Annotated in this window: 23 protein-coding genes and 1 pseudogene; 11 read left to right on the forward strand and 13 right to left on the reverse strand. The window is 58.6% G+C overall.

The genetic code is table 11. The features are described from left to right. Positions 1–537: 537 nt before the first annotated feature. Positions 538–2445: a hypothetical protein gene (locus LPA44_RS17030; RefSeq protein WP_230890685.1), complete on the reverse strand. Its 1908-nt coding sequence runs from the start codon at positions 2443–2445 to the stop codon at positions 538–540. Between the two features lie 280 nt (positions 2446–2725). Between LPA44_RS17030 and LPA44_RS17035 the strand changes: the two genes are divergently transcribed. Then, positions 2726–3166: a winged helix-turn-helix transcriptional regulator gene (locus LPA44_RS17035; RefSeq protein WP_162498094.1), complete on the forward strand. Its 441-nt coding sequence runs from the start codon at positions 2726–2728 to the stop codon at positions 3164–3166. Positions 3167–3175: 9 nt separating this feature from the next. Here the strand turns inward: LPA44_RS17035 and LPA44_RS17040 are convergent, their stop codons facing one another. The 3 genes from LPA44_RS17040 to LPA44_RS17050 all read right to left on the reverse strand — a co-directional run bounded on the left by LPA44_RS17040 (position 3176) and on the right by LPA44_RS17050 (position 6707). Continuing rightward, positions 3176–5545 carry a heavy metal translocating P-type ATPase gene (locus LPA44_RS17040; RefSeq protein ID WP_177167484.1) on the reverse strand — a complete coding sequence of 790 codons (2370 nt, stop codon included), beginning with the start codon at positions 5543–5545 and terminating at the stop codon, positions 3176–3178. Between the two features lie 59 nt (positions 5546–5604). Continuing rightward, complete coding sequence (locus LPA44_RS17045; protein WP_092817285.1) at positions 5605–6354, reverse strand: helix-turn-helix domain-containing protein; 750 nt, start codon at positions 6352–6354, stop codon at positions 5605–5607. A 65-nt stretch (positions 6355–6419) separates the two neighbouring features. Next, positions 6420–6707 carry a hypothetical protein gene (locus tag LPA44_RS17050; protein ID WP_092817284.1) on the reverse strand — a complete coding sequence of 96 codons (288 nt, stop codon included), beginning with the start codon at positions 6705–6707 and terminating at the stop codon, positions 6420–6422. Between the two features lie 372 nt (positions 6708–7079). On the opposite strand from LPA44_RS17050, the gene LPA44_RS17055 reads away from it, so the two are divergent. Both LPA44_RS17055 and LPA44_RS17060 read left to right on the forward strand, forming a co-directional pair. Further along, positions 7080–7418: a toxin-antitoxin system TumE family protein gene (locus tag LPA44_RS17055; protein WP_230890686.1), complete on the forward strand. Its 339-nt coding sequence runs from the start codon at positions 7080–7082 to the stop codon at positions 7416–7418. Between the two features lie 24 nt (positions 7419–7442). After that, complete coding sequence (locus tag LPA44_RS17060; RefSeq protein WP_230890687.1) at positions 7443–7892, forward strand: HVO_A0114 family putative DNA-binding protein; 450 nt, start codon at positions 7443–7445, stop codon at positions 7890–7892. Between the two features lie 98 nt (positions 7893–7990). Here the strand turns inward: LPA44_RS17060 and LPA44_RS17065 are convergent, their stop codons facing one another. Both LPA44_RS17065 and LPA44_RS17070 read right to left on the reverse strand, forming a co-directional pair. Then, positions 7991–8410 carry a hypothetical protein gene (locus LPA44_RS17065; protein ID WP_230890688.1) on the reverse strand — a complete coding sequence of 140 codons (420 nt, stop codon included), beginning with the start codon at positions 8408–8410 and terminating at the stop codon, positions 7991–7993. Further along, positions 8407–9012, reverse strand: a complete 606-nt coding sequence (locus LPA44_RS17070) for a site-specific integrase (protein WP_230890689.1) — start codon at positions 9010–9012, stop codon at positions 8407–8409. Before LPA44_RS17070 ends, LPA44_RS17065 begins: the two co-directional genes overlap by 4 nt. Before the next feature lie 841 nt (positions 9013–9853). On the opposite strand from LPA44_RS17070, the gene LPA44_RS17075 reads away from it, so the two are divergent. Both LPA44_RS17075 and LPA44_RS17080 read left to right on the forward strand, forming a co-directional pair. After that, complete coding sequence (locus LPA44_RS17075) at positions 9854–10489, forward strand: IS6 family transposase (protein ID WP_230890690.1); 636 nt, start codon at positions 9854–9856, stop codon at positions 10487–10489. Between the two features lie 5 nt (positions 10490–10494). Further along, positions 10495–10895, forward strand: a pseudogene (locus tag LPA44_RS17080) (IS6 family transposase); the annotation flags it as partial. Here the strand turns inward: LPA44_RS17080 and LPA44_RS17085 are convergent. Next, positions 10871–12640 carry a hypothetical protein gene (locus LPA44_RS17085; protein WP_230890691.1) on the reverse strand — a complete coding sequence of 590 codons (1770 nt, stop codon included), beginning with the start codon at positions 12638–12640 and terminating at the stop codon, positions 10871–10873. The pseudogene LPA44_RS17080 and the gene LPA44_RS17085 overlap by 25 nt on opposite strands. 105 nt (positions 12641–12745) lie before the next feature. Between LPA44_RS17085 and LPA44_RS17090 the strand changes: the two genes are divergently transcribed. Further along, positions 12746–13939: a type IV pilin gene (locus tag LPA44_RS17090; RefSeq protein ID WP_230890692.1), complete on the forward strand. Its 1194-nt coding sequence runs from the start codon at positions 12746–12748 to the stop codon at positions 13937–13939. 117 nt (positions 13940–14056) lie between these two features. Here LPA44_RS17090 and LPA44_RS17095 read toward each other — a convergent pair whose 3' ends face one another. Then, entirely contained in the window at positions 14057–14455 is a 399-nt protein-coding gene (locus LPA44_RS17095; RefSeq protein WP_230890693.1) for a hypothetical protein, read from the reverse strand. A 728-nt stretch (positions 14456–15183) separates the two neighbouring features. Beyond that, positions 15184–15564 carry a type IV pilin gene (locus tag LPA44_RS17100; RefSeq protein ID WP_230890694.1) on the reverse strand — a complete coding sequence of 127 codons (381 nt, stop codon included), beginning with the start codon at positions 15562–15564 and terminating at the stop codon, positions 15184–15186. A 214-nt stretch (positions 15565–15778) separates the two neighbouring features. Between LPA44_RS17100 and LPA44_RS17105 the strand changes: the two genes are divergently transcribed. The 3 genes from LPA44_RS17105 (at position 15779) to LPA44_RS17115 (ending at position 19352) form a co-directional block, all read left to right on the forward strand. Then, the gene (locus LPA44_RS17105; RefSeq protein ID WP_230890695.1) at positions 15779–16627 is read left to right on the forward strand and encodes a hypothetical protein; all 849 of its coding nucleotides are present in this window, start codon (positions 15779–15781) and stop codon (positions 16625–16627) included. Between the two features lie 658 nt (positions 16628–17285). Next, a complete protein-coding gene (locus LPA44_RS17110) occupies positions 17286–17846 on the forward strand; it encodes a TATA-box-binding protein (RefSeq protein WP_230890696.1) in 561 nt (186 codons plus the stop codon). Between the two features lie 249 nt (positions 17847–18095). Next, entirely contained in the window at positions 18096–19352 is a 1257-nt protein-coding gene (locus LPA44_RS17115; RefSeq protein WP_230890697.1) for an RNA-guided endonuclease InsQ/TnpB family protein, read from the forward strand. A gap of 170 nt (positions 19353–19522) precedes the next feature. Here LPA44_RS17115 and LPA44_RS17120 read toward each other — a convergent pair whose 3' ends face one another. After that, positions 19523–19867 carry a MarR family transcriptional regulator gene (locus LPA44_RS17120; RefSeq protein ID WP_230890698.1) on the reverse strand — a complete coding sequence of 115 codons (345 nt, stop codon included), beginning with the start codon at positions 19865–19867 and terminating at the stop codon, positions 19523–19525. Positions 19868–20125: 258 nt separating this feature from the next. After that, complete coding sequence (locus LPA44_RS17125; RefSeq protein ID WP_230890699.1) at positions 20126–21526, reverse strand: PAS domain S-box protein; 1401 nt, start codon at positions 21524–21526, stop codon at positions 20126–20128. A 133-nt stretch (positions 21527–21659) separates the two neighbouring features. Between LPA44_RS17125 and LPA44_RS17130 the strand changes: the two genes are divergently transcribed. Then, complete coding sequence (locus LPA44_RS17130) at positions 21660–22181, forward strand: type IV pilin (protein WP_230890700.1); 522 nt, start codon at positions 21660–21662, stop codon at positions 22179–22181. A gap of 271 nt (positions 22182–22452) precedes the next feature. On the opposite strand, the gene LPA44_RS18530 is transcribed toward LPA44_RS17130, so the two are convergent. Further along, a complete protein-coding gene (locus LPA44_RS18530; RefSeq protein WP_442903413.1) occupies positions 22453–22605 on the reverse strand; it encodes a DUF7837 family putative zinc-binding protein in 153 nt (50 codons plus the stop codon). Positions 22606–23134: 529 nt separating this feature from the next. Between LPA44_RS18530 and LPA44_RS17135 the strand changes: the two genes are divergently transcribed. Continuing rightward, positions 23135–23281 (forward strand): DUF7563 family protein, encoded by a 147-nt coding sequence (locus LPA44_RS17135; RefSeq protein ID WP_230890701.1) that lies wholly within the window; start codon positions 23135–23137, stop codon positions 23279–23281. Positions 23282–23442: 161 nt separating this feature from the next. Here LPA44_RS17135 and LPA44_RS17140 read toward each other — a convergent pair whose 3' ends face one another. Next, positions 23443–23658, reverse strand: a complete 216-nt coding sequence (locus tag LPA44_RS17140; RefSeq protein WP_230890702.1) for an ArsR family transcriptional regulator — start codon at positions 23656–23658, stop codon at positions 23443–23445. Positions 23659–24907 lie beyond the last annotated feature (1249 nt).

Raw genomic sequence — 24907 nt, forward strand, 5'->3', positions numbered from 1 at the left:
CGGGATGGTCTCCGCTCGGAGACCATCCCTGAAGAGGTTCAACTAGCCCTCGCTGAGGGTGCATATCTCCCCGATTGGTCGCCTGCTATGAGACAGTGCCGAAATTCACTGGGGCTAAACACGTACCGTTTTCGTATACGAATACGTATCCAGTAGCGCATTTGATTATCCGATTCTCCCGGTGGCCAAGTCCAATCAGTTTACCACGGCCATCGAACTGGCACTGTCGCACCCAGAACAAGCACGGATACGTACGCGTATCCGCCTACGTATACGCATTCGAATACGCACCCCACAGCGACAGAAATTCAGGTATATCCCGACATTCACCGATGCCATAGTTTCGGAAAGTAGGGGTAGCTACCAACCGAATCAACCGATTATCGGGGGTGAATCGGTATTTGGGAGGTCAGTCGGGACTTGCTCCGGCCACCACCGACGAAAACATACTCTTTCCGATAAATACCGGCGAAAACGGAGTGTGGCAGAGCTACGAGTCGCTAATCGATCAGAATAATTACTAGAAAGTTGCCCCCGTCAGAACGGCGGGTCGACCCCGTCCGGCAACAGCATCAACGCCACCACGGTCATGTGGAGGTCGGCCAGCGTCAGCAACGGATCCAACCGCTCCTCGTGCGGCCCTCGGCCGTACTCGTCGTACACCTCCGACACCAACGTCTTCAGCGAGTGATCCACCATCCGCCACAGATTGTACAGCAGCAGGCTGTACGCGAACGTGAAGAACCGCATCCGGTAGTCCGTCGACCGGATCGACGGCAGCAGCGGCTTGACCATCTTGTACTCGATTTCGATGTCCCACCGCTTGGAGTACTCGTCAGAGAGCCCGATGGCCTCCATCGGCGACACGTCGTCCGCGTTCGTCACGAACACGGCGTACTCGTTGTCCTCGTCCACGGCCCAGTCCTTGTCCTCCGCCGGCACGTACAGAAAGCTCGCGTCGTGGCTGTAGCCGTCCTCGCCCACGGTCGGGTCGTCCGCCACGTCCACGTACGGGGTGTCCGAGGTCAGGTACAGGGACGCGTCCCGTTCGACGCGACTCCGCAGCGTCATGTCTTCCTTCACGTCGCCCAACTTGTCGGCGACGTTCTCGCCCCCGACGGTCGCGTTCTTCTTTTTGGGAATCAGGTAGTTCACGCCGTGGTACTGGTCGATGACGTGGCCGACGGCGTGTCCGTCGAACGCCCGGTCGGCCATCACGAGCTGGATGTCGACGTGCTTCCGCGCCTGTGTGAGCAAGCGGTCGACCACTTCGGCCCAGCTGACGGTCTCCCCCTCCTCCCCTTCCCACGTCGAGTCGTGACGGACGGGTTCGACCGCCAGCACGATGGGTGCGTTCCGACCGACGACCGTGAGCGTCGCGTACTCGTACTGGTAGGTGTGGCTGTCCTCGCCGCCGTTCACCATCTCGGGGTAGTCGTCCTTTGGCACCTTCGTCCTTCCCGTGTCTCTGCCGACCGCGATCCGGTCGTCCTCCGGCTCGATGTCCTCTTCGTCCTTCCACGGGGAGACGTTGAACGGGTCGTGGGTCGTGTCGAGGGCGGCCACCACCGGCTCTGTGAACAGCGCGGTCGGCGCGATGTTGGCCATCTGCCTGTCGACGGCGGCGTTGAACTGGTTCGTGACAGAGGAGGCGACGTCTCGCCAGTCGGGCGTGGGGAGGCGGGCTCCGGGGTACTCGGAGAGGTCGTAGTCGTGATCGTCGGGGAGGCCGAGCATCTGGACTGCGTACAGGTGGGTGTCGTGGTGGAGTGCGTCCCGGCGGAACTTGTTGAACGTCCGGAACACGCTGTGCGTCCCCGCGCGTTTCGAGAGGCTCATCGCGGTCTGGTGTTCCCACACCCGCCTGTCGGCGTGCTTGGTGTTGTCGGCGCGGCCGGTGTCAAGCACCGGCCAGACCTCGTTTTGCGCCCCGGTGATGACGTGCTTGGCGTGCCGATCCACGTAGTGGTGAATCGGCTCGCCGCTCGCCGCGACCTCCTCCGGTGACGGATCGCTGTCTGGCGGCTGGTCGGGGCTGTACGTGGAGTCGTGTTCCTCGGTCAACTCGGCAAACTCGTCGGCGACCGCCCGCAGGAAATGGCGCGTGTCCAGATCCTCGAACCGGTGTCGCTTCGTGTAGGAGATGGTCTCCTGCGACGGGGCACCGTCCAAGCCGAACCGCTGCTGGAGGTAGGGCCAGCTTTCGAGCTGGTCGGAGATGGCCTCCTGACTCATCCCGGTCACGCGCCTGTAGATGGCCAGTTTGAGCATCCCCTCGAAGTCGAAGGGGGTGTTGGTCTGGTGGTCGTGTCCGTCCGCGAGGAGGTGGGTCGGGAGGACGATCTTTCCGATGACGTACGTGAGATTGCCGTGTTCGGGGAAGAGTTCCTCCGCCTGCAGCCGCACGTCGTTCACGGCGTCTCGGAGGGAGTCGTCCAGCGGCATCTATGGAGGGTTCGAGACGGTGACGACTCGGTGTCTCCTCGGGTCGGCTGTCGCCGCGTCCGCCGCGTTCGCGAGCATCATTTTGCCGATCAATGGTATGATTTGTACTAAACTGAGGGCGTGTCGTTTCCGTGTTTCCGGGAAGCAGACCCCGTCGGTGACTGATGCCTGTGAAGTGGAGGGACGCGTAAACGCGTGTCGGTATTCTATCCGCTCTGCACCGTTCAGCGGCGGCACAATCCCCAAGTATTAGTATAGTATGTACTGTACTATTGGTGCCATGAGTGGTGAAGACGGCTCGGACGCACCCCTGTCGGCCTACCTCGAGGCCAAGGGCGCGGTCGAACTGCTCTGTGAAATCGAACCAAACGGGAGCCAGTTCACACGGTTAGTGGAGGAATCGACGGTCAGCCGGTCGACGGTCTCGACCCGCCTGCGGGAGGGCGAGGAACTCGGACTGTACGAGCGCCGAGAAATCGAGGGGCGCGGCACCTCCCACGCATACCGCCTGACCGAGGCGGGCGCAAAGCTCCGCCTCTACCTCGACCACACAGGTCTCACGGAGCGGTACCGCACGATCAAAGCGTTACGCCGGCACTTCGACGAAGACGTCGGGGAGCTGACGGAGTGGGCACGAGAGAACGAGGGAGAGTTCGATCCTCCAGTCGAGGAAGACGGCCTCCGGGAACAGCTCCGGGAGTACAGCAGACTTGGAGAGTGAAGGAGGCCGTCAGGTGTCGGAGAACCGGTCGGGCTCGATCCGTGACAGCCGCATCGCGTTCCCGGTGACGCCGAGACTCATCCCCATGTCGCCGACGACGACAGCGACGGCGACGCTGACGAGCCCAATCGGCACGCCGACGGCAAGCAGCGCCTTCACGCCGAGGCTCGTCCAGATGTTCTGCCGGATGACGCCGTTGGCCGTGTGCGACAGTTCGTAGAGGTACGGCAGCTTCCCGACGTCGTCGCCCATCAGCGCGATGTCGGCGGTCTCGAGCGCGGTGTCGGTGCCGGCGGCTCCCATCGCAATACCGACCTCCGCGGTGGCGAGCGCGGGCGCGTCGTTGATGCCATCGCCGACCATCGCCACCTCGCCGTACTCCGCCTGCAACTCCTCGACGGCGTCGACCTTCTCCTCCGGCAAGAGTTCGGCGCGGTACTCGTCGACGCCGACCTGCTCGGCGATGGCGCGGGCGGTGCCCTCGTTGTCGCCCGTCAGCATCACGACGCGCTCGACACCAAGCTCCTGCAGGCGCTGGACGGCCCGCTTCGAGGCCGGGCGCACCTCGTCGGCGATGGCGATGGCACCCAGCAACTCCGACTCCGTTCCGACGATAACGACCGTCTTGCCCTCCCGCTCCAGCGCGGCGAGCGCGTCCTCGGCGAACGCCCCGTCGTCGGACTCGGCCGCCTCTTCCGCCACGACGCCGCCGTCCGTCTCGCGGCGTGCCCGAGCGAGGTCGAAGCCCAACTCCTCGAAGAGTGCGGGCTTGCCCGCGTAGTACGTCTCGCCGTCGATCTCCCCGCGGATGCCCTTCCCGGTGAGGCTCTCGAAGCCAGTCGGGTCGGGCAGGTTGCCCACGCCCGCCTCGTCGGCACGGGCGAGAATCGCTGCGGCGATGGGATGCTCACTGCGCCGCTCCAGCCCGGCGGCGCGACGGAGCAGATCGTCCTCAGTGGTGTCGCCGACCGGGACGACGTCGGTGACGGCGAGTTCGCCCTTCGTGAGCGTCCCCGTCTTGTCGAGCGCGACGGCATCGACTTCGCCCATCGCTTCGAGGTAGTTGCCGCCCTTGATCAGCACGCCGTTCTTCGCGGCGCTGGTGATCCCCGACACCACGGAGACGGGCGTCGAGATGACGAACGCGCACGGGCAGGCAATCACCAGCAGGGTGAGTCCGCGGATGAACCACGTCTGCCAGTCGCCGGCGAAGGTGAACCCGTACCCGGCCACGTCCACCGAGACGGGGTCGGCGATGACCAACGGTGGAATGGCGGCGGTCAGGATTGCCAACACGACCACGACCGGCGTGTAGTAGCCCGAGAAGCGGTCGACGAACTGCTCGGTGTCGGTCTTCTTCGCCTGTGCGCCCTGCACCATCTCGATGATGCGCGAGAGCGTCGAGTCGCCCGCCGTCGACGTGACTTCGACTTCGAGGTAGCCCTCCTCGTTGATCGCGCCCGCGTACACCTCGTCGCCGGCGGTCTTGTCGACGGGGACGCTCTCGCCGGTAATCGGCGACTGGTCGACCGCGCTCTCGCCCTCGACGACCGTGCCGTCCAACGGAATCTTGTCACCGGGGCGAACGACCACGGTCTCACCCACCTCCACTTCGTCGGCGGGCACCGTGACTTCCTCGCCGTCGCGCACGACGGTGGCCTCGTCGGGCGAGAGTTCCATCAGCTCGCGCAGGGAGTCCCGCGCCCTGTCCATCGCGTAATCCTCGAGCAGCTCGGCGATGCTGAACAGGACGGCCAGCGTCGCCGCCTCGACGAAGTAGCCGATACCGGTCGCCGCGATGATCGCCGTCCCCATCAGCAGGTCGATGTCGAGGCTTCGGTTCTTCGCGGAGTAGTACCCGCTGCGGACGACGGGGATGCCGCTGGCGGCGACAGCGCCGAGGAACAGGACGTCGGCGATGTGGAGCGGGTACTCGAGGACGCTCGCCACCGTGACGTTCTGCCCGGTGAGGAGGAACTCGAAGAGGAGGCCGAGCGTGACGAACGCCGCGCCGAGCCACGTCTTCTTCGCGCGAGGACTCGTCCAGACCTCCGACGGTGGCGCGATGTCGGCGCCACCGGCCGCATCCTCTGACTCATCGTGGTCGGAATCCGACTCTCTGACGACCTCGTAGCCGGCGCCTTCGATTGCGTCGACCACATCGGCCTCGCTGATGCGGTCTGAGTCGTACGTGACGTTGGCCGTACCGGTGGTCGGCTGGAGCGTGGCGTCAACGACGCCGTCGACGCGCTGGAGGCTCTTGTCGACTTTCTGGGCGCAGGACGGACAGTCCATCTCGGGGACGACGAGGCGGGCGGTCAGCTCCCGTCGCTGCCCGCCCCCGCTCGTCTCCCCCGCTGCGTCCGGATTCTCTGTCATCACCTCACAGTAGGGGCGTCAGTTCGATAAGCCTTTGTTGGAATATTCCAAATCGAGGTTCAGCGTGTTGCCGGGGGATCTTCGGGCAACCGTTCGTCGGCGACGTGCTGCTTCGCCAAGTGTTCCTCCGCCCGGCGGAGTCGGTAGGTGAGCGTCGACCGCGGCACGTCGAGATGCTCGGCCAGTTCGCCGACGTCGACTTCGCGTGGGGACTCGTAGTACCCGTGTTCGACGGCTGCCCGGAGTGCGGCCTCCTGCTCCGGCGACAGACCACTTTGCGTCTCGTCGCTTCCCCCCACCGACGCAGTCGTGTCCGCGGTTCGGAGCATCTCCATCCGGGCGCAGTCCCCGACGGCGACTTCGAGGGCGTCGAAGAACGCGGCCACGTCGCCCTCTCCGGAGTGGATGAGTCGCCACGTGTAGTGGCGGCCCTCGTGACGGGTCTCGAACAACACGCTCTTGCCGAGATGGTCGCGGGCGATGTGGGGGACGGACGCGCAGGAGGGGGTGCGCTCCCAGTCGGAGTACAGGACGAGCGTGTCGTCCGTGCGGTCGAGGACGCGAGTGGTCTGTGTGGCGCCGCAGTCCTCGGTAGCCAGACAGTCGGCGTAGTAGTCGCTGGTGAGAAAGGCGTCCTCGATGGCGTCGAGTGCGTCCGGAATGCCGGTCGCGTGGTCGACTCGCCAGAGCTGCTCCGCAGTGGCGTGCAGCGAGAGCGAGCGGACGCGGGCGTCGGGGTGGTCAGCGAGGGCGTCCGCCACCCTGTTACACCCCGGCTCGTATTCGAGGGCGAAGACGAGTTCGCGCATACCCACGCGTAGAGGGCGGCTGGATATAACACGTGGGCTCGGTGCTGCCATCGTGTCGACTGGAGTCAGATCACGTCGTCGGGGTCGTGTTCCTCCCGCATTCGCTGGGCCTCGGCGGCGTACTGCTCCTGCAGATCGGCGTCATTGACCGAGCCGAGATTGTCCGGGTCGGCGTCGACGGCGGCCGTCGTGTCGCGGACGTCGGTGAAGGAAGTGAGCGCCCGTTCTTTCCGGAAGTATCGTTCACCGTCTGGGGTTGCATAGGTGAGGATGATGAGATTCTGCTCGTCGTCGGAGTACGTCCGCTCGACGAGCCAGACGCGGACACCGTTCGAGTCGGAATCGCTGGGCATGGCTGTTCGTTCTCTTCCGGGTCGGAAAGGGGTAGTGTTGGAAATGTGGTCGACAGTGACTCGCTTGCTGAAAATCCCATATCTTTGTCATAGACGCGACTCCCTCATATTGTCCCGAATACAGGCGTCAGATCAAGTATGAAAAGTGCCGAACAGAGACGAGAGGATGGATTCGAGCCGATAGAGGTGGAAACCAAGCGATTGGTAGCGTTCTACTTTCCGATACTGTGCCGATGCGCCCCACCAGATTCCGTATAGCAATTTGTGGTTTATACCCAGGAAGGCATGGAAAGCGACGGAGGCAGCCTTTCCCCAGCATTGGTCTGTTCACCAATACGCTTATTGCATTGGCTGATGAACCAATAGGTGAGGATGGCCTCACCGACCGGCGACGACCTGGACGGCGTGAACGAAGCGCGGAAGTACCCAGACGGGACCGTCGTCCGCGTGTTCTGCATGCGGACCAACCGCGACGCGTACCCGTCCGGGTGGGCCTACAAACTCCACTACGGCGCCACGGAACCAAACCCGCCCCACACGCTTGACGATGGGACGATTCGCCGGTACGACAACTCACACGAAGACACCAAAGGACACGAACGGCACATCGCACCAGACCCTAACCCAGACATCATCGAGTTCCCCGGGATGGTCGAACTCTGGGAGCAATTCTGGAGCGAAATCCCGAAATCCGAATTCGAGCTCACGTGAGGCCGTCACACCACGGTGATACCCATGACTGACTCCACCCCGCCGCTGCACCCGATGGAGCGCGAACAGCTTCGCGCCGAATCAACCCTCGTCGTGACCGTAACTCCATCCAGTGAGTTCCACGACGACGTCACCGACAGCATCGCGGCGCTCAAACAGGGCGACGCGATGGACTCGACACCGACGCTCTCGTTCACCAGCTACGACGATTTGATGGACACGCTGACTCCGCGCGTTCTCGAGCTCATCGAGGCCATCCGGCAAGAAGAACCAGCCAGCATCAACGAAACCGCACGGGTCGTTGACCGGGACGTGAAAAACGTCCACGAGGAGCTCAGTCGGCTTGCCCAGCTGGGCATTATCTTCTTCGAGGAAGATGGCCAGCGGAAGCGCCCGGTCGTCTGGTTCGACGAACTCGTCATCAACCTCCCGTTCGATCCCGAAGCTGGCGACACGGCCGCCGCGGCACCATAAGCCAGTTCTAGAGACGGGTTTTCCCGCTCTCAACCCTACCTTCGCGAACCACAAACCCGGTTCCTCATCACCATCTTCCGACGGTTTCCGGTCTCACATTACACGTAGTCGCTGAACCAGTCTGGTGCGCCCGTATACTCGGCCCAGCAGCGGTTGTGGCAGGGTTTCCCACGTTGGTTGGGGATCGCCTCGTCGAGATCGACTTTCTCGCCGCAGAGATCGCACTCAGCACTATGGCCGTGCATTCGCTGGTCAGTCGAGAGGCCTTTCGTCTCGATGTAGAGCTCGTGAAGCGCCCGCGGCGTCAGCCGCACCAGTATCTTCTCCCGGTCCTCCTCGTTCTCTCGCTCGGGGGTGTACGTCAACACCCAGTCCTGCCCCTCCTCACCGTCGCCAGCTGGCCCGAGCGAAATCGTCTGCGCCAACTCATCGGGGATGTAGTGCCATTCGTTGTCCGCGAACCGCGGATAATGGCCGTCGGGTCGCGGGTTCTCAGGATCGACATCATCGTCAGTCATGCGAGGCCAGCCTCCTCGAAGGCTTCATTCACGACCTCGGGCGTGGGAGCGTTCAGGTAGGGCTCGATCGCCTGGAACGAATCCCAACCCCCAACCTGCATCACGACCCGCGGGTTGACCTGTTCGTCGACGAGAAGCCGCTGGGCGAACCGCCGCCGGAGATCGTGGCTGGACACATACTGGAAATCGTCGTCGCCGGTCTCCTCAGCAGCACGCTCGGCGGTGCGCTTGACGACGTCCCGGACGCCGCGCTCGGAGAGATCGATGAGTGACTCGTGGCGGTCAATGCCCTCGGCGTTCGTGTAGCGGTGGATGTCGCCCTCGACGTCAGGTGGCAGGTAGGCATCACGCGGCTTTCCGCCGTTCCCAGTGGTGTCTTTCCCCTCAGGAACGCGGAGACGGTAGTGGTCGCCGTCCTCGGTACGCTTGACGTGCTTAGGGTAAATCTGGGGCACCTCAAAGGCGCGAAGGCCGACGTAGCCGCCCAGTTGGATGACGAGGTCGTCGCGATGGCTTGCTGCGGCCCGCCGCAGTTCGTCAAGTTCGGCGTCGGTCATCCAGACCTTGTACTCGTCTTCCTTTGCGGTCGCCTCCAGTCTCATGCAGACTTCTATAATAACCTTGCACTTAGTGGTGTGGGGAGCGCCCTGATCGAGGCGTTATAGGGGTAGATACCGGTGTTTCGTTTCCGACTTGTACGACAAGTCGACAATCCCTATCGCAATCAATCAAGCCGTCCGAGACAGGGAGAATATAGTCACCAAGCGGCTTCGATTCGTTCCACACCCCGAACTGTGGAACAGCCGGTAAGCAGGTGTGCTTATTTGACAGAGGCAAACTCGGGTTTTCAAGAGTTGATTCGTTCCGCCCAGATTTTTCGCTCCGCCCTGAATCCAAACCAGAATGCGGTGAGCAATGTTGGAATTGCGACGCGGGTTGTCAGCCCACTCAACGCCATCAGCGACCACGATCCAAGTGCGAAAAAATAGCCTGCTGCATTTGTCGAGCTCGTCGCGTCTGAGGTGAAAACCAGAACCGCACCAATCCCGTTCACGCCCGCCAATACCATCGATAGGCGACCAGGAAACACCAGTGAACCGTATGCCCCCGCGATACTTAGAACGGTTCCGAGCAGATCGCGTGAGGCAAATGAGCGGAGTTTCAAGCCACCAGCGTCGGGAGAATCTGTGTCTGGGGACTCATTCATAGTAGGAACACACCCCATATTCTACAGCCAAATCCGATGCCGTATGACGATTCACCAAAGCCAAAATCTTCGACATGGATCATCGGCGGTTTCCCGCTTCATTCCACTAGTTCTGGCGGTCGAAGCCGGCGCTGTCCAACGATTCACAAGAGCCGCTGCAATAGATGTCGAGACAAAGTTGATGGCGGTGTTCAGATAAGGATTGAAAGGTGAGGCGGAGCGTTTTCTGAGTGTCTATGCCCGAAAACGACCGCCTCAACGGTTGTTTAGACCAGATCGACTTAGGGTTTGTTGAACGAGAAGCGACACCGCAGCTGCTGATGAAGCTCAGTATTCAGCTCCACCTTGCTGGACTCTCGCTTTCGAATACTGTCTCTATTCTTGAGATATTCGGTGTCGAGCGCGCACGATCCACCGTTCATAATTGGGTTCACAAGGCCGATCTACAGCCCGACTCTGGTCGGTCTCCGGATCACATCGCGATTGACGAGACCGTGATCCGACTCAACAACGAGCAGTACTGGCTGTACGCCGCTGTCGATCCTGAAACAAACGAAGTACTCCACACAAAGCTTGAACCGACAACTACGAAGGTTCTCGCTCATTCGTTTCTCACTGAACTCTCCGAGAAACACGACGTCTCCGACGCCGTGTTTCTCGTCGATGGCTCGCACTCATTACAAGACGCGTGTCACCGCCACGGCTTCGATTTCAGATACGAGAAACATGGAAATCGGAACGCTGTCGAACGTGTCTTCAGGGAGATAAAACGACGTACTCTCTGTTTCTCAAACTGTTTCAGCAACGCCGAACCAAAAACCGCCGACGACTGGCTCAGATCGTTCAGCTTCGCATGGAATCAGCTTATCTGAACACTACCAAGTTGATACTCGACGTGGCGTTGTTTGGATCGCATGGCACTGATCTGGCGGCTTCGTTCCTGGCTGGACTCCGCGAGAAACACGATTTCTCCGAGGCTGAATTTCTTGTCGATCAATTCAGCTATCGGACTGCCATTGTTTGAGTAGGGTTTAACGGTCGCGTGGACTATACCGACCGAAACCTCATCGAAAATGGTTTTACACGCTCAAAATGCAGGTTGATCGATTTCATACTTTGTGGGTGTGCAGTCGGGTAAGCGTCCGTGAGTGGCTTGAGCAACTCATGCATCACTACAATCGCCAGCGACCGCAACAAGCTCTCGACGGAAGACGCTGGTCGAGGGAGTGCAGAACTAGACAGTGCCGTCGAAATCAATTTGTCTGTATCCGGAGGTAATCAACGAGGAACTGGGTGTAATCCTTCTCACTACCTGGCGTTCTGAACTCCACGTAGATTTCTCCGTTGTTGTCAATGTAATTCGAGGCTTGAGTGTTCAATTGGATGGCCGTTCCAGGGGGCGAACCATTAGTACTGCTCCGAGTTTGACTTTGGTCGAGTGAAGCTGACTGCAGGACGGTTCCACTGTCGTCGAGGATGGCGACGTTGACCTGTCCAGCGTTTCCGTTCTCAAAGAAGTACGCGAACTCCAGAGCGTACGTCGAACCAGTATCGATGGTTGCGACTCTCGTCCCGGTATCGATCGTCTGTTCCAGTCCGGGGTTGACGTACGTCGTCTCTATCCTCGCTGTGGTTCCATCTTCGGCGGTCATCTTGTCAAAGTTGTTGATATTTCCAAACGGACCTTGCTGTGTAGGAATTGAGCTATCCTCGTTGGCTTCTGTATTCCCGTCGCCGTCGTTGAACGCAGAGACGTACGTTATGAATGTCTGTCCGCCACCGTTCCCACCGCCACCGCCTCCAGTGCCACCGCCGCCACCGGCTTGCGGCTCCGAGACCGTGAACGTCACTCGCTCAGCAGGCGTTCCACCCGTGTCGGTTCCGAGCGTCGCTATTACGGTGGCGTTGCTCACCTTACCCGTCGCCTCGGCCCAGACCGCAGCACGTCCCTCCTCGTTCGACCGCACGGTTAACTCTGTACCCGACAAGGATCCTGACGTCGATTCCAGCGTGAGGTTCGCCGCGTCCGTGTCAAAGGTCACCGGCGAGTTTGATCGAGGGTTGTTGAAGATATCTCGGGATTCCGTCACCAACTTCACACGGTTATCAACATTCAACGTCGCGTACTCAGCGGTCTGCTGGACAAGGTAGCGTCCCTTCGAATCATCCACTTCGTCGTCGTCGTTTGCTCCTTTAGCTTCCACCTGCGCGACTTTCAGTTCGTAGTTTTGGCTGGCATTAAGTTCAACAGTCACGGTGTCGGGCCGCGGCCCTGGCACGACATCCTCAACGTATGTCTTGCTCCCCTCAAGTACAGTATTGTTCCAATCAGCCGCATTCAGCCGCGTCGGTACCGTTAGTTTGACCGGACCAGACGAATTGCTCGTCACAGTCACTGTATTCACATGCGCGCTCACCGGAACCGTCGTGAGCGCCGTCCGGTAGCCGCTCTCATCAAGGTTCCCAGCAATCGTCGTGATAGTAATCGTATTCCCCTGAATCAGCGTTTGGGACGCGCGCGGTATCGGACGATCGTAGTCGCGGTAGACGAACCCGCTTGTCACATAAATGTCAGGGATAGACTGGTAATTGTAATCTGGTTCGAACCGCAGTAGTTTCGTCGAGTAATTGAGGACACTGTCCTCTTCCTGGGTGTACTCACCAACGCCCTGGTACTCGCTCACCGAACCATTTACATTTCTGAGTGTGATGGTCCCGGGGTTGGTGGTCTCGACTGAGCCTCTTGGCTGGAGGCTGTTTACAAGAAAAATACGTGGTGGATACTGCGCGCCAGTCTTCACTGTTACACCACGTACTCCGTCCCCAGCGGCAGTGGAGAGCACACTATTCCGTAGCTCCACGATGTCCGCGCTTGCCTCCTGATAGGCGTCGAATTCAATGCGGCTGTTCTCTTCTGGGACAACCGTTACTTGATACATTGACAACGCTATGATGAGCGTAGCGAATAGAAGGATGGCGCCGACCTGCACCGACTGCCCACGATTGTCGCCACGCCACTCCATACACGTGGGAGGGTATGCTATAGTGAAAAAACCCGCGGCCTGGTTATTCTCAGGCGTGAAATCCGGGAACAGGGGTTTTTAGGCTCTGCCTGGCAACACGGTGATGTGAGCAGGGGACGCGGCCAGTCAACGCAACTCGGGGTGGTACTGCTCGTGGCGGTTTTCGTAGCGGCAACTGCGACCACTAGCGTATTCGTTCTCGACAGCGTTACCGGCGAGACCACACCGTCTCTTGAGTTAGATGGACGCGTAACCGATAATGCAGACGCCCTGATGATGAAAAATGTCGGCGGTGAGAGCGTCTCTTACACTGATCTTTCGGTCGTCGTGATTGCTAACAACGAGACAAGTCGCATCAGGCCAGAATCCGACGCCGGAAATGGAAGATTTGAGGCAGGAATGACGTTCCGGCAGCCGCTCAATGTTTCCGTTGGCCGAGGTGACACTGTGACGGTCATCGTTGTCCACGAGCCTACCGATCAACAGCTGTTTGAGGGCGAGAAACGCGTGGTTTTGGCTAGTGGTGGTAAATCAGGTGATGCAGCTCCGTCGTTGTCTGTGTCTGTGCCGGACAGCATTAAGACGCCAGAATCGGTGGTGATGACTGCGTCTAGCTCTGATCCGGAGGGCGAGCCGGTGACCTTCAAGTGGCGGGTCGTTAACGGGAGCGCGTACGCGTCGGTATCTCCGCCGACAAGTAACGAAGTAAAGCTAATCGCCGATGCAGTTGACACCACTCGAACGGTCACAATAGAAGTGACCGCGTCCGATGGTGCTACAACGACCACACGACGCGTTGATATCGCCCTTGTAGAGTCTGTAGACGATACGCCACCGACCATCGACTTATCAGCGACCGGAACAGAGACTGACGACGGCCCTAGCGTCACCGTTGCTGTCGAGTCCTCAGAGCAACTTGCTGAGTTGGCTGTCTACATTATTGGCGACGAGATTTACACACTCAAATCGTGGTCAGAATCAATTAACAACGATGTATTCGTCTACGAGGGGTCAGTAACTGACATTGAGGATCGTAAATATACAGTCAGTGTGAGCGAGGCCCAAGACGAGAAGGGGAATGACGGTGCAGACAGCAGCAATAGTGTAACAATCTGTGCCGGTGAAGACGAATGCGACGACGAGGAAGAAGAGGAAGAAGAAGAGGAAGAAGAGGAAGAAGAAGAGGAAGAAGAGGAAGAAGAAGAGGAAGAAGAGGAAGAAGAAGAGGAAGAAGAAGAGGAAGAAGAAGAGGAAGAAGAGGAAGAAGAAGAAGAAGAAGAAGAAGAAGAAGAAGAGTAGTGTTCAGACAGTTCGTGCGAGTACGGCCGATTCTGTTCTGCGAATAGCGGCATTCAACGATCTACTACTCAACAGAGGGGTCGGTTCAGTTGCAGACCAAACATACGGAACAACCGGCTAAAGGCCTGTAAGTAATACTACGAGATTGTTGCCAACGAGGAGGAGCCCCCAGAGGAGGATTCCACTCCACGCCAGAAGCGAGAGAAGGTATAATTGCTTGGTCTCCTGGTCAGAGCTAATCGAGAATAGCCACGTGAAACCGACGAATACAGCCCCAACAAAAAGTGCGAGTGGCAGATGAATAGTCAGGAACGCCCAATCGCCAGTATAGAGGTACGTGGCTAACCAGGGATTCGCTTCAACGCCGACCTCAAAAATGACAACCGATACATACGTTATCAACGGATCAACCACTATATGAACGAATGTGGCTGCGAGGCCAAGTTTCCAGAACCGCCGTACACGGTAGTCCTTGGTATATTCCTCACAGACGAACCCCAATCCACGCAGGCCCATATAGAACCAGCACGGAAATCACGACTTTAGCTATGGGGGAAATCACAATCGCTCCGCTACACCGTCTACCAACGATAACAAACTCAATTTGGTGGAGCTGAGTTCAAACATCAATTTAGCGTCGATTCAAGTGACTGAAACATTGAATCAATAGAATTAGGCTCCAATTCTCTGGTTGCCCGGGTTCACTACCCCGACTCCTCGCAGAAACACTCGTAACCCTGTTGCGAGCGCCAGCCACATACACGTGAATCTCGGTGCGAGCTCGTATATCGATCAGCACGCCCAGCAGGGGCGATCCCGTCCTGATAGCACGTCTCCTAACATGAGAATTCTGCATCGCAGGGATTTAGACCATTCTGGCCAGGACGACCAGCCCACCACCCACGGCAGCGGACTCGATATCGTTGAGGACGTCCCAGCTGTCGCCAGCGCGGTTTGTCGCCTAACTCGCCACCAGCACGACAGCCACGATCAGGATGGCAAACTCATGTTCAGGGGACGACCGCCGCGACGCTGAACGCCAGGGCAACGATCAGGTTTCGCAGGCCGATAGCTCCTTGGTGTAGACACTGAACACGCCTGAAGTTGCCATAACTGCGCGTCGGCCTTCTTCCGCCTCTAGTTCACCCATGGACCGCGAGAGACAAGCAGTCGCACTCTCGGTTGGCTGCTATCGCTCCCACGTCCACGTTCAATAAAACAAACCGAGAGAGGCCGCAAAGCGCTTAGATGTTGGTTCGAATCGTCGCGTTGCTCGTACTACCGTTGCCGACGGCAACAACGTTCCCACCAGAGTCACAATTAAACGACGCGCCGACCTGATTAGCCGACTCTCCATCATTACTACCATCTGAGGAAACACATTCGACGCGGTCCGTGTTTTCCCCCATTGAAACTATCGTAACACTCGGTGTTCCGGTTGAATTGTCTACGGAAACGCCAGCCTGTGCGTTCGAACTGACGCTGCCGCCGAAGCCGAGCACGAAGCTCGCGATAACGGCGGCTAGAATGACTGTGATAGCGACCATGAGTATGACGCCGATGACCGGCGACACCCCACGTTCGTCCATATCGACATCGGGAATGTCGAAGCTAATTTTCTTCATGATTGATTTGACGCACGCAACCGACGGAATTACGAGGTGCGCTCACCTAACTTACGATGAGGGCCCACCCCCTCGTTTCCGACCGGTAATTCGTGCTTAACACCGCTTATAGGTGCGCATACTTAAGTCCACTTGCCGAGTACACAGTTGTAACGCGAACGCCGACGGTGTTAGCCGTGGGCGGATGTCAAGTAAACATGTCTCTCGAAGTAGTATGTCTGCTACGCCACTCCCCACTCCGAAAGCCCTCGCTCGCGCCTACGATACACCCAGCTACGACGACCCCTACGAGGCAGTCACCGATTATCAGGAGTACCTCGAACTCGCAGACGAACATTCCGACTTAGGGAGCCACGCACTCGCCTCCCGGCTTGACCTTCCACGAGGCCGCGTGCGCCCCTGGACCAACGGTTCACGCCCCGACGCTGTGCGTGGCATTCAGACCGCTGAATCCAACCGTTGGCTCTCGAATACCGACCCAGCACCTGAGCGAGAGCGCGCGATAGTCCAATTAGCTGCATGGGTACTTTCCGGCGGCAGTCTCTCACTACTCCGCGAACAGGGGGCACGCATCTCGTTTGTCCTTGATGCAGGCCGCGAGGATGCGTTCGCCGCGATTGCTGCCACGGCTGGACTTGACTACCAGATCGTCCACGACGACGACAGCAACCGCGCCACCGAAGCCCGCCCTACCGAAGGCGGGTCTGTGCTCGCTCGTATTCTCCACGCAATGGGCGTCCCAACCGGCGAGAAATCTGCGGATGGACCGACCGCGCTCCCATCGTTCGTCCACAGCCCCGATGCCGGCAACCGTGGGGCCTTCGCCCGTGTCTACGTCAAGAATCGCGCCACCACCTATGAGAACAAGGACACGCTCACACTCCAAGAGAAGCGACCAAAGTCCTATCTCGAAGACCTGGCTGTGCTGCTGCGGACTGTTACCGGCGAATCCGTTACGCGCGACGAGAACGGAATTACGGTGAGTGCGGCTGCCGCCCGCGAACTTCTTGACGAACCACCTGATCTCCGCGACTGCTACGGCGACACAGGCGGGTCGGCATAAGCGACCTCAAACCGCTTGCCCCAGAGGGGGCGCGGAAGCGCTACCTTCTGGGTGTTTAGCGAGTTCGAATTCGGACGCAACGTCCTCGACAGCCCCAGGAACGGGCGGCGACCAGACCATCGCACCGAGCGTGCTGTCTGACGCGACGGGAAAACGGGCGCTCCACGCAGAAGAAACCTATCTTGAGCGCCGCCTCTCTAGTGCGAATCGCTTGACGACTGGAGTACGACTGCAACGACAGTCCGAAAGAGTACAACTGTTATTGACCGAACCGCAGAGGGGGGCTCGCATCGGCGTCGTTCATCCCTACTGGCACACCGAAACGTGGACTGAAGCGAGGTCGAACAAATCATACCAGACAAACGCGGACGGCGGTTCACATGATCAGCATCGCGTAACACCAGAGACCACCGAACGTCTCAGCGGCGACTTTCTGTCCCCCTGTTAGGTTCGCACTCCTACTTACCGGTCGTTTCTGGATCTGGACCTATCGAATTCGAATAATCCGCTCGTCTCCAACACACGCGGTCGATACGTACTCACGTTTGTACCAGGATTGTCTGCGACAGCCGCCCGCTTACGCCCTCCAGTTGTCCAGCCATCCACGACCCGATTCGCCACATCAGTTTTTACCCAGCCGCTGTGACGAATCGACTGGATGAGTACATTTACCGACACCATCCAGGTTGAGAATGTCGTCGCCTCCACTACCCTCGGCGCCGAGCTCGCCCTTGAGCAACTCGCCGCTGATCTCCCCGGCGCAGAGTACGACCCTGAGGAGTTCCCCGGTGTCATCTATCGGCTCGACGACCCCACTGCAACCACGCTCATCTTCGACTCTGGCAAAGCTGTCTGCACTGGCGCCACAACCGTCGACGCTGTCCATAAGGCACTCAGTATCGTCGTCGAGGACCTCCGAGAGCTAGGCATCGACATCGCTCCTGACCCGGCGGTTGATGTCCAGAATATCGTCTTCAGCGCCAGCTTCGACCAATCCCTGAACCTGAATGCGATTGCAATCGGGCTCGGCCTCGAAGCCGTCGAGTACGAACCTGAACAGTTCCCCGGCCTCGTCTATCGCCTTGAGGACCCCGATGTGGTGGTCCTCTTGTTCGGCAGCGGCAAACTCGTCACCACGGGTGGAAGAAACCCGGACCACGCCCACCAGGCACTCGAGGCCGTCCACGACCGACTCACCGACCTTGGCCTCCTCGAATAACCCCGCATACCACGCTCCACGGTGTGCGCAAGCGTGTTGACACGCGTCGAGCCGGGTCTGCGTGCCGGGCCACTCAGATTAGAGGAAATACGTCGCGATGTCGGAACTCCCACGTTCAACTGAAGCGGTAGCGCGGAGTCCCCTTCCTCAAGGAGCGAACGAAGCGAGTGAGTAGGGAGGGGAGGAGCGCGTTCGGTTAGCTGGGCAACCTCACGAATTTATAAGTAGCCACGAAATCACATTGAACGTGTGGCAGACGACTACGTGCGTCGGACGGCAATCACTCGTCTTGAGGTCACGGACGAGCAACGCAACCTCCTTGAGGACACCATCTCCGAGTGGAAGCGGGGTTGCCAACTCGCCACCGATATGGCGTGGGGCAAATGCAACGCTAAAAGCGACGTCCAACCCCTTGCTTACGATTCTGTGCGCGAGGAAACCGACCTCGGGAGTCAGCACGCGATTCTCGCCACGCATCAAGCCGCCCAAGCCATCACCGGCTGTCTCGAACGCCGCTCAAACGGCAAGAAAGCCAGCAAGCCCACCTTCACCGCGCCAACCGTGACGTATGATACGCGCACGATGACGCTATTCGATGATGATACGGTGTCGCTCTCTACCACAGAGAGTCGCGTTCGGTGTCCGCTTGCCCTCCCCGAGGCCGACGATGGCTACCAACGGCAGTACCTCGACTCTGAGGAGTGGAGCGTCACCGAAAGCACACTCACCGCCCGTGACGGCGACTACGTCTTGCACATCGGCTTCCGCCGCCACAAGACCGATACCGAGCGCAACACCGCCGAGGACGGAACGGTTCTCGGGGTTGACCTCGGTATCGAAAATCTCGCCGTCACCAGCACCGCCACCTTCCTCAGCGGGCGGGAATTCACCCACAACCTCCGCGAGTTCGAGAAGGTACGTGCTGGACTCGAACAGACTGGCACGCGAAGCGCCCACCGAACACTCGTCCAGTCGAGTGGCCGTGAACTTCGGTACGTCCGCGACGTGCTACACCGTGCGTCGAACACTATTGTTGCGGAAGCTCTCCGATATGAGTGCGACGTGATTGCGTTCGAGGATTTAACCCACATCCGCGACCGAACAGGTGCGTCGTGGGGGCACAAGTGGGCGTTCCGAACCCTGTACGAGCAGGTAGAATACAAAGCCGAAGCGGAAGGTATCTCGGTGAAGCAAGTCGGGTCGGCGTACACGTCGAAACGGTGCGCCGAGTGTGGCTTCACGGCAGACGAGAATCGGCCGAATCGAAACGACTTCCGGTGCGTAAAGTGCGAGTCGGAAGCGAACGCGGATTATAACGCGGCGAAGAACATCGGTCTGCGGTACGTCCGTCGGGGCCAACAGTCGTCTCGGCGGACGGGCAATAGTCAGCTTGCCCTGAAGTCTGGAACGGTGACGCCGAGTGGCGGATTTACCGCCCACCCGGAAGGGTCAGAGGCCGAGTTCATGGACAAGCCCCACCCTCCACGAGCGAACCCCTCAGGGTGAGCGAAGTAGGGTGGGGTCGTTGACAGTAGCGGTCGACATCCGCAGACGCCGCGGTCGTCCCACAGCGCCGGCAGTCGACAATCGAGTCCGTCTCTGGCCCACCGCAGGCCCGCAAGCAACCACCGCCCTGCACGTGTTAGATCGCCACCCACCAACGGGCCGGTGCCTACTTACAAGGAGTCTCCCTGCGCCTCCCAGTCTTCGACAGCATAGGCATCGTCGTCGGGTGCGCCATCATGTAGCTGGGCGGCGGCGTCAACCGACTCAAGTCGACGACGAAATTCGTCTCCGCGGTCTACCGGAATGTAATAGGCGTCCTGAGACTGTTGAACGAGGTCGTCTTCGGAGAGGGTGGTCAGGGCGTCTGCTGCGGCTACTTCACTAAGTTCTGTGTCCGCGGCAATCTCCGGCGGCGTGAATTGCGCTCCAGGATTCTGGACGAGAAAGCTGAGCACGTCGTATTCGTCGGTGCCTGGTACTACCAGATACGGGTTCTCGTCGTTCGAATCACCCATGAGTTCACTACTAGGGTGACATCGAAGCCATGTGAAGTATTTCCCAACGCTGCAGTATCTACATCGCATCGAACGGTTCCAGAGTGGGGACTCCCTACCCCTCGTTTGAAGTGAGTCCGCTTATATTTCCGCAGTGACCGCTATTCTCTCCTACGACTGTACACCAGTTCCCAACAGTATCCCAACTATTTCGCCAACTAAACAGAGGCGTCCCGGGGCTTTTGACCTGCGCATCTCACCACCGGAACGTCCCACAGCTCACTTCTTATTACTGCCTTTAACGCCCTCAATTTCGAAGCGCGCACCACCAGTCCTGCTCTCAGTAACTGTAATCTCCCAGCCGTGCGCTTCAACGACTTCTCGGACGATAGCTAGTCCAAGGCCGGTCCCGGTCTCAGTACTTGTGTGGCTTGCTTCGAACACTTGCTCTCGCTCAGCCTCCGGAATCCCCGCCCCATCGTCCGCAACGTAGAATCCCTCATCAAGATCACCGACACTAATTGTGACGTCCTCGCCGCCGTGTTCGATGGCGTTCCGAATAAGGTTCGTAAACACCTGGCGGAGCCGGCTTTCATCCGCAACAATCGGTTTTGTCGTCTCAACATTGAGTGTGGCGTCCGCAGTTTCGACCGTCGCCCAACTCTCGCTAACACAGTCGTCAAGCGCGACCGATTCGGTGTCATCGATCGTCTTCCCGTGGCGAGCAAGCATGAGGATATTCTCGATGAGTTCCTGCATCCGCTCGTGAGCATTCCGAACCGCGTCGATATGGGCGCTTTCGACAGCTGAATCGAGGAGATCGAGATGTCCGCTGGCGACATTAAGCGGGTTGCGGAGGTCGTGACTGACGACATTCGCAAAGTCTTCCAGCTCTTCGGTTCGTTGCTTGAGTGCTTCTTCGGCTTGTTTCCGGTCCGTGATGTCGAGGTATGTTGCAAGCGATTCTTCGTGTGGCTCGCTCCCGAATGGCGTTGCCGTGAGGAGAAACGTTCGTTCGGTACCGTCAGCAGTGTGCCGTATCACTTCCCTGCGGATGCGCTCGCCGCATTGCACCTGCTCGTTTATCTTCTGTGCCTGTGCTGATGTGCCCTCATCAACGATGAGCTCGTCAAGCGACCCCTCACTGAGTTGGCTGTCAGTGAAGCCAAATGTGTCCCTGAACGCTCGGTTAGCTTGCTCTACAGTAAGCGCGTCGTCATCGAAGGCAGTGATGACGAGCGGAACAGGCACAGCATTAAGAAGGCTGACGAACCGGTTGCGTTCCTGCTCGAGGGACTCTTGGGACTCCCGGAGGTCGGTAATGTCCTCGTTGACAGCAACAAACCGAACAATCTCCCCACTGTCGCCAGTGACCGGGGAGATGGTTTGCTTGACGACGTACCGCTCACCATTTTTGCGCTCGTTGATGATCTGCCCCTCCCAAACGTCGCCGTTGAGAATCGTCTCCCAGAGGCGATCGTAAAACTGGGTGTCGTGGACGCCAGATTGGAGGATGTGCGCGTTGCTCCCGATTGCCTCCTCGGCAGCGTAGCCCGTTTGCTCTTCAAATGCTGGGTTGACGTACTCAATTCGACCGGTCGTGTCGGTCCAGTAGATGGCGTGGCCGGTACTTTCGACCGCCTCTCGAAAGACGCGTAGGTCCATCGATCGATCGTTCATCTCCGGCCATGACTCCATAGAATAGCGCAAGCCCTGGGTCGTGTTAAGTCGACCGGATTCTCCCTACAAAGAAACTTAGTGAACGGGTTTTTATCAAACTAGTACAGTGGGTACATCGTCGTCGTCACGGGCTGTGTCACCAGTCATCGCGACTATTCTGATGGTCGCAGTCGTGGTGATTCTGGCTGCAACAATCTCGGTGTTTGTCTTTGGGTTTGCTGATAGTATCGACAAGCCTGCCCCAGTTGTCGGTGAGTCAAGCGGTGAAATCGTCACACAGGACGGGAACGATGGTGGAATCATCCGCATCACCCATATTGCCGGGGATACGCTGACCGTATCAAATCTCGAAATCGTTGTTGACGCCCAAGATGCCTGCGAGAAAACGGGCCGGCTGGTGAATCTCCCCGCTGGTGGTGGGGATCCAACCCCAGAAAGCCAGTATGTCCGTGGTGAGGACGTATTTGATAACTCGTATAATTCTGTCGGCGGACCGATTGGAGAAGCTGGTGGCACTTGGGAGCCAGGAGAAACGTCGACATTCCGTCTGGCCAGCAGCGAGTGTGACCTCACCACTGGCGACAGGATAACTGTCCGTATCGTTCACACGCCAACCAGCTCGGTCATCATCGAAGAGACCCTAACCACAATCTGAACTGGCCGCTGCCGAGACCGCGCTGCACATAGCCCCGTCTGCCAGCTATACCCGTCTGTGAGAAATTAGTCACACGCGTCGAAAGAGACTACCACTGACTCGGTCAGTCTAGAAGAAATAGCTCGCAATATCGGGACTCCCACACGCAGGACACTGCTCGATCTCCCTCGACTCCAAGGTTGTCCCACAGCGCTTGCATTCAACCAGAGACGGCTCGGACTCGGGCTCGGACTCTTCGGGACAGAATCTGCGAGTAAGCCGTCGAAGCATGTTACCCCTTCGGGGCAACGACGTCCCCACAGCCGGGGCAGTCTGCCCAGTACCGTGGCCTGTCATCCGGTCCGTACGCAACCAGAATATGCCGGTCGTGAATCGAGGCCCCACACCGGGGACAGTCACCAAGGCGGGGATTCGTCGAGGGCATCTCTGGAGTATTCGAGATGGGCGTCGGGAGCCGTCACCGCTGACGGCTATCCCACGGTGGACGTGGCGTGTGACAGTAGGGCTAACGCCCCACAATCGCACTCAGGAACACGCGTCCACATAATTGTCGGGTAATTCCAGCAGACCGCTCACCCCGCTCAATCACCAGCTAAAGCCGGTAATCAGAGGAAGAGCGTTCCGGGCCGAAGCAACGGTGTAACAGCCAGCTGTGCCCGTGCCAATACCTGAATCCCGAATCTGGGAAAGAGACTACTCGCTGGCGTCGCTGCCACCCTCGGTGAAGTATCCGTGTTCGGTCTGCAAATGGTCACAGACAACTTCAGTATCAGGCGGGAGATCAGCACCGCATTCGATACACGTCGCCATAGGTGACAGTCCTGTTGACCACACTAAATACGTTGATATCCAGGAGCGAGCGCTGACTACCGTCGCTCAGTTGAGGGCGGAGGCAACGATACGGAGGGGGCGCCACAGAAAGGCTATACCGGAGGCGTCGAGTGGACACCAGTATGCCGGAATGCCAGAACTGTGGCAGTCACGTCACCGACACCTATGCTCGCGTGTTCACCCCGGACGACGTGACGAGCCCACGCGCCTGCCCCAGCTGTGAGACGGTCATGCGTGACCGCAACGGCATCCGAGAGAAACGAACCTAACAACAGCCAGAGGTCCACGGACAGGCTACAGTACGGGTGTCAGAGGACGGGTTCCACGCTGTTTAATCCACAGTTGCGTCGTCGGGCCAGCTGCTATGGAGGCCGGCTAGCTGGGGACTGGGTTTTCTTGGAGGGGTCGGGTGACTGGCAAGCCGGCGTGGCTAGTTGCTGTCTCGCGGGTCTGAGGCGAGCTCGAATAACCGAGTAGGTTCGTGGACGAGTCGGACATGGCCGGCGGCTTGGAGGACTTCAAGCCGATTGTAGACGGTGTTACGGGAGTAACCGGTCTCATCAACGAGGAGGCCTTTGGTCGCACGCCCCTGGCTCAAGACATCCAGGATAGCGTTGTCTGCTGGCCGCAGATCACGTTCGTCCATCAGCTTGCGTATGATGCTTGTGCGAAATCCGTGTGCAAAGTACCCAGTCATACGCATAACACCACCCGAGATAACCAACCGACTATGCATGTGCATACTGCACAAATTTAAGCCCGCTCTCCAGAATACTCAGAAACACAACCGAGGCCAGTTCACAAAATCACGCACAACAACCAACGCAGAGGCGACCAGCCGACTACAGCGTAGAAGATAACCACACAACCGTCTTCAGAAACACCACAACCGATGCCCCTTCAGATTGAATACAAATGCCCAGACTGCCATAGAACTGTTGCGTGGATCTACGACGACGAGGAAGACGAAATGAGAGTAGATCCAGTGACAGGGTGCCCTGGCAGTGACTGCACTCGAGTCCACGAAGCAACGGTCAGACAAGTCAACGAGGAAGAAGCCATCAGGGTAGAAGAACGAGGATACGTCAAGTAAAGACGGGTGTCAGCAACGGAGACGTCGACGATTACCCGGCTGCAGAGAGCAGACATCCCCTCATCCTCGTAGAACAAACAACATCTCTGACGGTGGAGTCTTGAGAGAGTCAGCGTGCGTCAACAGGCTGGTCCATCTGTCGACCGGTCCGGGCGTAATTGCTGAACGGATATTTTGTACGGAGATGAGTCGAGAAACATCCTCTTCCCCTCGTTTGGATGAATAGCCTAACCGAACTCTGTCGTGGAACTCCCCCGTCTGCGAAATGGTTACCGCAAGACGAGCAGGATAACGGAGCTAATAGCTACATTTTTCATTTCGCAAGGTGTCCGGGTTGTTCTACATTTCGCCAACGAACATAGACTTTTCGATATACCCGACACCTCAAACACCTGTTATCGGAGGTCTCAGACCGAATCAGTCATGAGAATTGACAGGAATTTGTCTATGTCTTACCCCTAAACATAATATGACTCTACGTATTGAATAGTTACAATGCCACGACGGGATACAGTTCCACTCTATTCAACCCGCCACGTTGCGTTCGTCGAGGCGATCCTCGAAGAATCAAATCTTGACAAATCTATTTCAAGTCACCTCTCAGTTGGACTAGGTCCGCGCGCTAACACGATCTGCCACACGCACTCTTCGTGGTTCCGGTACAAGCCCGATGGGCATCCGTCTTTAGTTAAGCGAGAAACCGCGTGATAGCGGCGGCTTATCGAGGCACCTTTCGGAAGGAATGAGGAAGTCCAGTCTGTGCACGACAAGGACTCCTCATCTCGGATTATGCGTCGGCTCA

It is taken from the genome of Halobacterium sp. KA-4 (assembly GCF_021028995.1).
Lineage (GTDB): Archaea > Halobacteriota > Halobacteria > Halobacteriales > Halobacteriaceae > Halobacterium.